This is a genomic window from Streptomyces phyllanthi (assembly GCF_009377205.1).
Taxonomy (GTDB): domain Bacteria; phylum Actinomycetota; class Actinomycetes; order Streptomycetales; family Streptomycetaceae; genus Streptomyces; species Streptomyces phyllanthi.
The window spans coordinates 36768-45226 of sequence record NZ_VJZE01000019.1; the positions used below are offsets into that span (position 1 = coordinate 36768).

Consider the following 8459-nt stretch of genomic DNA (forward strand, 5'->3'; position numbering starts at 1 on the left):
AGTTAGGTGCTCGGAGGGATTTGGCGGTGCGTAGTCTGTGCGGTGCACACCACCGGGAAGCGAGTGACCGCTGAGCATGTCGTTGCCCTGGGTGCAGTACGGATGAGTGCCAACACGACCGCATCCGTATTTCGGGGGGACCGGAAACCAGCCGCCGTTTCCAGGCGCGCAAAGGTGCGCCTGCCCGAGGAGTAGTCGTTCGATGAGCGAGCATCGTCGCAAACCGCCGCAGCCGCAGGAAGGCGGACGTGCCGCGGCCCGACGCGGCCAATCGGCGCCCTCAGGCCGCCGCGCGTCACCGCGAGGCGCCACCGGGTCTCTTTCCGGCACCTATGGCTCGGGGGGTGAGGAACGCGCATACGGCGGCCGTGCCGAGGCCCGGCGTGCGGCCCAGAGGAGCGGAGGGGGCGGCCGCCGCAGAGCGGCTCCCGACAGCGCGGGTCGTGGTCCCGGACGCGGCAGGGGCCGTGCCGCCCCGCCTTCCAGGACGCGGATCATCGACTACCCGCGGGCCGGGAGGTACGGGGCCGCGCGCTGGGTCCCGTCGTGGCGGCTCGTGACGGGGCTCTTCATCGCGTTCTTCGGAAGCCTGGTGGCGGTGGCGGGGATCGGTTACGCGCTCGTGGGCGTTCCCGACCCGGCCAAGACGGCCCAGGCGCAGAACAACGTCTACTACTGGGACAACGGCAGCCAGATGGTCTCCACCGGTGGGGAGACGAACCGTCAGATCATCCCGTACTCGAAGATCCCCAAGGAGATGCGGTACGCGGTCATGTCGGCCGAGAACAAGACGTTCGAGACCGACAGCGGCATCGACCCGATGGGTATCGCCCGGGCCCTCTTCAACATGGCCAAGGGTGGCGAGACACAGGGTGGCTCGACCATCACCCAGCAGTACGTGAAGAACGCGATGCTGGACGACCAGTCGCAGACCCTGTCGCGGAAGTTCAAGGAACTCTTCATCTCCATAAAGGTGGGCGCTCAGGAGCCCAAGGAGGAGGTGATGGCCGGCTACCTGAACACCGCCTACTTCGGGCGCGAGGCCTACGGGATCCAGGCCGCCGCGCGCGCGTACTTCAACAAGGAGGCTGACAAGCTCAACGCCAGCGAGTGCGCCTTCCTCGCGGCGGTGCTCAAGGGCGCCACGTACTACGACCCGGCGGGCGCGCCCGAGATCGACCCGGTGGCCGCCACTGCGGAGAAGAACCGCAAGCGGGCCACGGAGCGCTGGCGCTGGATTCTCGACGAGATGGTCAAGGACAAGCGCATCAGCGCCGCGGAGCGGGCCAAGTACACGACGTTCCCCAAGATCGAGAGCCCGCGGTCGAACACCGCGCTGGGCGGCCAGGTCGGCTACCTCGTCGCTCTCGCCAAGGCGTACATCATCAAGAACACCGACATCACCGAGAGCCAGCTGCGGCAGGGCGGCTACGAGATCCACACCACCTTCAGCAAGAAGAAGGTCGACCAGCTCTCGAAGGCCGTGGAGAAGGTCCGCAAGGAGAACATCAAGCCCAAGCTGCGCCCCAAGACGGACACCCACGTCGAGTTCGGCGGGGCCTCGGTGGACCCGGACAGCGGTGCGATCAGGGCCATCTACGGCGGTTCGGACGCGACCAAGCACTTCACGAACAACGCCGACCAGACCGGTGCGCAGGTGGGTTCGACGTTCAAGCCGTTCGTCCTGGCAGCCGCCATGAAGTGGGGTGTGCGGGACAAGGACGGTGACCCGGTCCAGGCTCAGGACGAACGGACCATCGTCTCCCCCAAGAGCCTGTTCAGCGGCCAGAACGATCTGAAGATCAGGAACTACGACGGGACGGTCTGGCAGAACGAGGACGGGGAGGAATGGCTGCAGGCCAACGACGGGGACGAGTCGTACGGCACCCCGCCGAACTACAACATCGACCTGCGTGAGGCGATGAGGGTCTCGGCGAACTCCGCGTTCGTCCAGCTCGGCATGGACGTCGGTCTGGACAAGGTGAAGGAGTCCGCCGTGGACGCAGGCCTCCTGCAGGACAGCCTGACGGGCACCGGCTTCCCCTCCTTCTCGATCGGTATCTCCGACCCCAGTGCGATCCGCATGGCGGGGGCCTACGCCACCTTCGCGGCCAGCGGCAAGCAGCGCGATCTCTACTCGGTCAAGGAGGTCGAGGACAAGACCGGCGTCGTCTTCCAGCACCAGGACGTCGCCAAGACCAAGCAGGCCTTCACCTCCAAGGTCGCCGACAACGTCACCGACGTCCTGAAGACCGTGGTCGACGAGGGAACCGGTACCGCAGCCCAGCTGACCGGCCGCGACGTGGCCGGCAAGACCGGTACCACCGACGGGAACAAGTCGGCCTGGTTCGTCGGGTACACCCCGCAGCTGTCGACGGCGATCGGCATGTACCGCATGGACGACGACGAGAAGCAGAAGAACCGCCAGTTCCTCGAGATGTACGGAACGGGCGGCCAGCAGTCGATCCACGGTGCATCGTTCCCGGCGGAGATCTGGCACGACTACATGGAGCAGGCGCTCAAGGGTGAGGAGAGCGTCGACTTCCCCGAGCCCGAGCCCATCGGTGTGATCGTCAACGACGATCCGGACCCGACTCCGACCCCGACGGTCACCGAGTCCGACGACGAGGACACCGAGCCCAGCCCGACTCCGACCGAGACGGAGAGCGAGCCCTCGCCCACGCCGAGTAAGCCCTGCAACAACCCCTTCGATCCGACCTGCAACACCGACACGGGTGGCACCGACACGGGTGGTACGGACACCGGAGGAACGGACGGCGGTGTGACGGCCACACCAACCGAAACCGAGGGCAGCAGCAGAGGCAATGGGAACGGTGGAGGCCTCTTTGGAGGAACGGACGGATAGGCCAGTGGACGGACACCGCCATGGGTGTTTCACGTGAAACACCCGCCGTGAGGTGTTTCACGTGAAACGAGGGCCGCTCCACCCGACCGGGTGTGGCGGCCCTCGGTCGATTCCTAGGCGCGTACGGCAGGATGTGCGGCATGCCCCATGCAGACACGACGCGAGTGAGCGTGGACGAGCCGGAACCGGTGCGGCCGACCAAAGAGGACGAGGTCGCCGCGACCGGCAGTGAGCTGATCGGTGGGCCCATCGGGCGGCGCGCACTGCTCGGGACGTCCTGGTGGACCCCGGTGCGGGTGGTCGCGCTGGTCGCGATCGGCATGTTCGCCCTCGGTATGGTGCAGAAGCTGCCCTGCTACGACGGCGCCTGGTTCTTCGGGGCCAGCTCCCAGTACACACACGCGTGCTACTCGGACATCCCGCACCTTTACCAGGGGCGCGGCTTCGCCGACGGACTCGTGCCGTACTTCGACAAGCTCTCCGGCGACATGGAGTACCTCGAGTACCCGGTGCTCACCGGCGTGTTCATGGAGGTCGCTTCCTGGCTCACCCCGGGCAGCGGCAGTATCCAGTACCAGGAGCAGTGGTACTGGATGGTCAACGCGGGGATGCTGATGGTGTGCGCGGCCATCATCGCCGTCTGCACCGTACGCACGCAGCGTCGGCGCCCCTGGGACGGTCTTCTGGTCGCCCTCGCGCCCGCCTTCGCGTTGACGGCCACCATCAACTGGGACCTGCTCGCTGTCGCCCTGCTGGCCGCCGCGATGCTGATGTGGTCGCGGAAGCGGCCTCTGGCGTTCGGTGTACTGATCGGGCTCGCCACGGCTGCGAAGTTCTATCCGTTCCTGCTCCTGGGGCCGCTCCTCGTCCTTTGCTGGAGGGCCGGCAGGTGGCGGGAGTTCGGTACGGCGCTGCTCGGCGCCGTCGGTGCCTGGCTCGCCGTGAACCTGCCGGTGATGCTCCTCGCGCCGGAGGGATGGGTGAAGTTCTACAGCTTCAGCCGTGAGCGCGGAGTCGACTTTGGCTCGATCTTCCTGATCATCACGCAGCGGACGAACATCCAGATCACTGCGGACACGGCCAACACCTACGCGATGATCATGATGCTGCTCGCCTGCGCGGGTATCGCCGCGCTCGCGTTCACCGCCCCGCGCCGACCACGCTTCGCCCAGCTCGCCTTTCTGATCGTCGCGGCCTTCATCCTCACCAACAAGGTCTACTCGCCGCAGTACGTGCTCTGGTTGGTTCCCCTCGCCGTGCTTGCCCGGCCACGCTGGAGGGACTTCCTGATCTGGCAGGCATGCGAGGTCGGGTACTTCCTCGGGATCTGGATGTATCTGGCGTACACGACCAGCGGGGACGCCCACAAGGGACTGCCGCCCGAGGGCTACCAACTCGCCATCACTGCCCACCTGCTGGGGACGCTGTACCTGTGCGCTGTCGTCGTGCGGGACGTCTACATGCCGGAGCGGGACGTGGTGCGCCGGGCCGGTGACGATGATCCGGCGGGCGGGGTGCTGGACGGCGCGGCGGACGTCTTCGTGCTGGGCGGGGCGGCCCGTCATCCTGCGCGGCACGCGGCGCAGCTCGACGGGCCGCCCGTGGAGTGGGGTAGCCGCGGCCCCGTGGAAGGTTCGCCCTGAGCGAACAAGGAGCAGAAGACAGAAGGCCGTACACGATTCCGTGTACGGCCTTCTGTCTGGAGCGGCAACCGCGGGCGAAGGTCGCCTCGGGGCGCTCCGCGCGATCGGTGGGGTCAGGCGGTCAGCGGTCGACGAGCCGGTCGAACTGCGTGGTGGTGTGCCGCAGATGGGCCACGAGTTCCTCGCCGACCTTGGGCTCCGGAGCGTCCGCGGGCACGAAGAGGATCGACACCTGCATGTGCGGCGGCTCCGCGAACCAGCGCTGCTTGCCGCCCCAGACGAATGGGGAGAGGTTCCGGTTGACCGTCGCCAGGCCGGCACGGGCGACGCCCTTGGCGCGCGGCATGACGCCGTGCAGCGCCTTGGGGGCCTCCAGACCCACCCCGTGCGACGTACCGCCCGCCACGACGACCAGGAAGCCGTCGGAGGCCGCCTTCTGCTGGCGGTAGCCGAAGCGGTCGCCCTTGGAGACGCGGGTGACGTCCAGGACGGACCCGCGGTACTCGGTTGCCTCGTGGTCCCCCAGCCACAGCCGCGTGCCGATGCGGGCGCGGAAACGGGTCTGCGGGAACTGCTGCTGCAGGCGGACGAGATCCTCGGCCTTGAGGTGGCTCACGAACATGGTGTGCAGCGGCAGGCGGGCCGCGCGCAGGCGGTCCATCCAGCCGATGACCTCCTCGACGGCGTCCGAGCCGTCGGTGCGGTCCAGCGGCAGGTGGAGGGCGAATCCCTCCAGGCGGACGTTCTCTATGGCAGCGTGGAGCTGGGGCAGGTCCTGCTCGTTCACCCCGTGCCGCTTCATCGAGGACATGACCTCGATGACCACACGGGCGCCCACAAGGCCGTACACGCCGTCCACGGACGACACGGAGCGGATGACCCGGTCGGGCAGCGGCACCGGCTCCTCACCCCGCCGGAACGGCGTGAGCACCAGCAGGTCGCCGCTGAACCAGTCCTTGATCCGGGCGGCCTCGTAGGTGGTGCCGACGGCGAGGATGTCCGAGCCGAGGCGCGTGGCCTCCTCCGCCAGCCGCTCGTGGCCGAAGCCGTAGCCGTTGCCCTTGCAGACGGGGACGAGTCCCGGGAACTGCTCCTGCACGTGCTTGTGGTGTGCCCGCCAGCGCGCGGTGTCGACGTAGAGCGTGAGCGCCATGGCCGGTCCCGGAACCTTTCTCGTGGCTGCGGTGTATCAGAGGTGTGAAACGAAATTGTGGTGCATCCGCCGGACCGGCGGGGCGATACGGGGCCGGGTCAGCGCCGCGACATGTAGATGTCGAGTGCCTTGTGGAGCAGCTTGTTGAGCGGAAAGTCCCACTCGCCCAGGTACTCGGCGGCCTGCCCGCCCGTTCCCACCTTGAACTGGATCAGACCGAAGAGGTGGTCCGTCTCGTCCAGCGAGTCGGAGATACCGCGCAGGTCGTAGACAGTCGCACCGAGGGCGTACGCGTCGCGGAGCATCCGCCACTGCATCGCGTTCGAGGGCCGGACCTCACGTCCGATGTTGTCCGAGGCACCATACGAGTACCAGACGTGCCCGCCGACGACCAGCATCGTCGCCGCCGAAAGGTTCACGCCGTTGTGACGGGCGAAGTACAGCCGCATGCGGTTGGGGTCCTCGGTGTTGAGGGCCGTCCACATGCGCTGGAAGTACGACAGCGGGCGGGGCCGGAAGCGGTCACGCACGGCTGTGATCTCGTACAGCCGCTGCCACTCCTCGAGGTCCTGGTAGCCGCCCTGGACGACCTCGACGCCTGCCTTCTCGGCCTTCTTGATGTTGCGCCGCCACAGTTGGTTGAAGTTCTTGTGGACCTCTTCCAGGGACCGGTTGGCGAGCGGCACCTGGAAGACATAACGGGGCTGCACATCGCCGAATCCGGCGCCACCGTCCTCGCCCTGCTGCCAGCCCATGCGGCGCAGCTTGTCGGAGACCTCGAAGGCGCGCGGCTCGATGAAGTCGGCCTCGATGTCGCGCAGCCGCTTCACATCCGGGTCCTGGATGCCCTTCTTGATGGACGCGGCATCCCAGCGCCGGATGATCACCGGCGGGCCCATCTTCACGGAGAAGGCGCCCTGCTGTTTGAGGTGGGCGAGCATCGGTTCCAGCCACTCGGCCAGATTCGGCGCGAACCAGTTGATGACCGGGCCCTCGGGGAGATAGGCGAGATAGCGCTTGATCTTGGGCAGCTGGCGGTACAGGACGAGGCCTGCGCCGACCATCTCGCCGGTCCTGCCGTCGAACCACCCGAGGTTCTCGGAGCGCCACTCCGCCTTGACATCGGCCCATGCCGGAACCTGCATGTGGCTCGCCGCCGGCAGGCTCTGGATGTATGCCAGATGCTGCTCTCGGCTGATCGTCCTCAGGGTCAGGCTCATTCGGGGCGCTCCTCGGGCTGGTGTGTCCCCATGGGTACAGGGGCTCCGGCTCTCGCGCCGAAGCCTACTGCGCCCTGCGAGCGCGCCGTCTGGCCGTATGCAACCCGGGCTCCGACCGGAATGTGGCCGGGGTTCCGAAAGGCGGCGTTCGGTCGGCTGACGGTTCGTCGGCCGGAGTGCTCGCGGACGAACCGTCAGCCGCTGTTGCCGTGTCAGCCGACGAGGCCGCCGAAGAGACCTCCATGTGCCATACCGAGGAAGAAACCGACCGCCGAGGCGCCGAGACCCACGATCAGACCGAAGCGCTGGCGGGTCGTCTCCGAGATGAACTGCCCGTACGCGCCGGTGAAGATCCCCACCAGCCCTGTCCAGGAACTGAGCAGGTGCAGATGGTCGAACATCGCCGTGACGAAGGAGACCGCTCCGAGCACCAGCGTCACGGCGAGCAGGGTGTCCTGCACTGGGTGGGGCTTGTGATCGGTGGCGAACAGGGAGCCGGCGATGTTGGGTCGCATTGACTGTGCCATGGGGCACCTCCTGCGGAAGGCGGCGCATCGTAGCGCCATACACACCCGATGTGTACAGACTGGCGGCTGGAGCCGCCTAATTTCAACCGGAAGCGGGTCTGCGGGTAGTCTGTACCGTCTGCACCGGTGTCTGCCCAGGCCGCGAACGGGATTCCCCTCCGGGACCCCCGATTGTCAGTGGCGGCCGATACCGTTGCGTACGCATCACAACCCTCCTGCCACGGAACGACCGTGGCCGCTGAGTCCAAAGGAGGTGGGTTCCACATGCGTCACTACGAGGTGATGGTCATCCTCGACCCCGATCTGGAGGAGCGCGCCGTCTCCCCCCTGATCGAGAACTTCCTCTCCGTCGTCCGCGAGGGCAACGGAAAGGTGGAGAAGGTCGACACCTGGGGCCGTCGTCGTCTCGCGTACGAGATCAAGAAGAAGCCCGAGGGGATCTACTCGGTCATCGACCTGCAGGCTGAGCCCGCGGTCGTCAAGGAGCTCGACCGCCAGATGAACCTGAACGAGTCGGTCCTCCGGACCAAGGTCCTTCGCCCCGAGACCCACTGAGCCTTCCGCTCAGCTGATCTCGGGAATCGAGTAGCAAGCAGCCAGCAGCAAACCCGCCGAGAGGTTCCCCATGGCAGGCGAGACCGTCATCACGGTTGTCGGCAATCTTGTCGACGACCCCGAGCTGCGCTTCACCCCTTCCGGTGCGGCGGTCGCGAAGTTCCGTGTCGCGTCCACGCCCCGCACCTTCGACCGCCAGACGAACGAGTGGAAGGACGGCGAAAGCCTCTTTCTGACCTGCTCGGTCTGGCGCCAGGCGGCGGAGAACGTCGCCGAGTCGCTCCAGCGAGGCATGCGCGTCATCGTGCAGGGCCGGCTGAAGCAGCGGTCCTACGAGGACCGTGAGGGCGTCAAGCGCACGGTCTACGAGCTCGACGTCGACGAGGTCGGCGCGAGCCTGCGCAACGCCACGGCCAAGGTCACCAAGACCTCCGGTCGCGGTGGCCAGGGCGGTTACGGCGGCGGCGGTGGCGGCCAGGGTGGCGGCGGCTGGGG

7 protein-coding genes are annotated in these 8459 nt (G+C 67.3%); 4 read left to right on the forward strand and 3 right to left on the reverse strand.

What is annotated here, in order from left to right; all coding sequences use genetic code 11:
* Positions 1 to 202: 202 nt before the first annotated feature.
* Both FNH04_RS05410 and FNH04_RS05415 read left to right on the forward strand, forming a co-directional pair.
* Positions 203 to 2866, forward strand: a complete 2664-nt coding sequence (locus FNH04_RS05410) for a transglycosylase domain-containing protein (protein ID WP_152780824.1) — start codon at positions 203 to 205, stop codon at positions 2864 to 2866.
* Between the two features lie 140 nt (positions 2867 to 3006).
* Entirely contained in the window at positions 3007 to 4509 is a 1503-nt protein-coding gene (locus tag FNH04_RS05415) for a glycosyltransferase family 87 protein (RefSeq protein WP_152780826.1), read from the forward strand.
* Between the two features lie 121 nt (positions 4510 to 4630).
* Here the strand turns inward: FNH04_RS05415 and FNH04_RS05420 are convergent, their stop codons facing one another.
* The 3 genes from FNH04_RS05420 to FNH04_RS05430 form a co-directional block, all read right to left on the reverse strand.
* Positions 4631 to 5662, reverse strand: coding sequence for an alanine racemase (locus FNH04_RS05420; RefSeq protein WP_152780828.1), 1032 nt, complete (start codon positions 5660 to 5662; stop codon positions 4631 to 4633).
* A gap of 98 nt (positions 5663 to 5760) precedes the next feature.
* Positions 5761 to 6882, reverse strand: coding sequence for a peptidoglycan bridge formation glycyltransferase FemX (gene femX / locus FNH04_RS05425; protein WP_152780830.1), 1122 nt, complete (start codon positions 6880 to 6882; stop codon positions 5761 to 5763).
* A gap of 212 nt (positions 6883 to 7094) precedes the next feature.
* Positions 7095 to 7409 (reverse strand): hypothetical protein, encoded by a 315-nt coding sequence (locus tag FNH04_RS05430; protein WP_152780832.1) that lies wholly within the window; start codon positions 7407 to 7409, stop codon positions 7095 to 7097.
* Between the two features lie 264 nt (positions 7410 to 7673).
* Here FNH04_RS05430 and rpsF point away from each other — a divergent pair, with 264 nt between their 5' ends.
* Both rpsF and FNH04_RS05440 read left to right on the forward strand, forming a co-directional pair.
* On the forward strand, positions 7674 to 7964 hold the full coding sequence (rpsF, locus tag FNH04_RS05435) for a 30S ribosomal protein S6 (RefSeq protein ID WP_004950685.1): 291 nt from the start codon (positions 7674 to 7676) through the stop codon (positions 7962 to 7964).
* A 70-nt stretch (positions 7965 to 8034) separates the two neighbouring features.
* Positions 8035 to 8459, forward strand: a 425-nt coding sequence (locus FNH04_RS05440; protein WP_152780834.1) for a single-stranded DNA-binding protein, incomplete at its 3' end; no start/stop codon positions are given.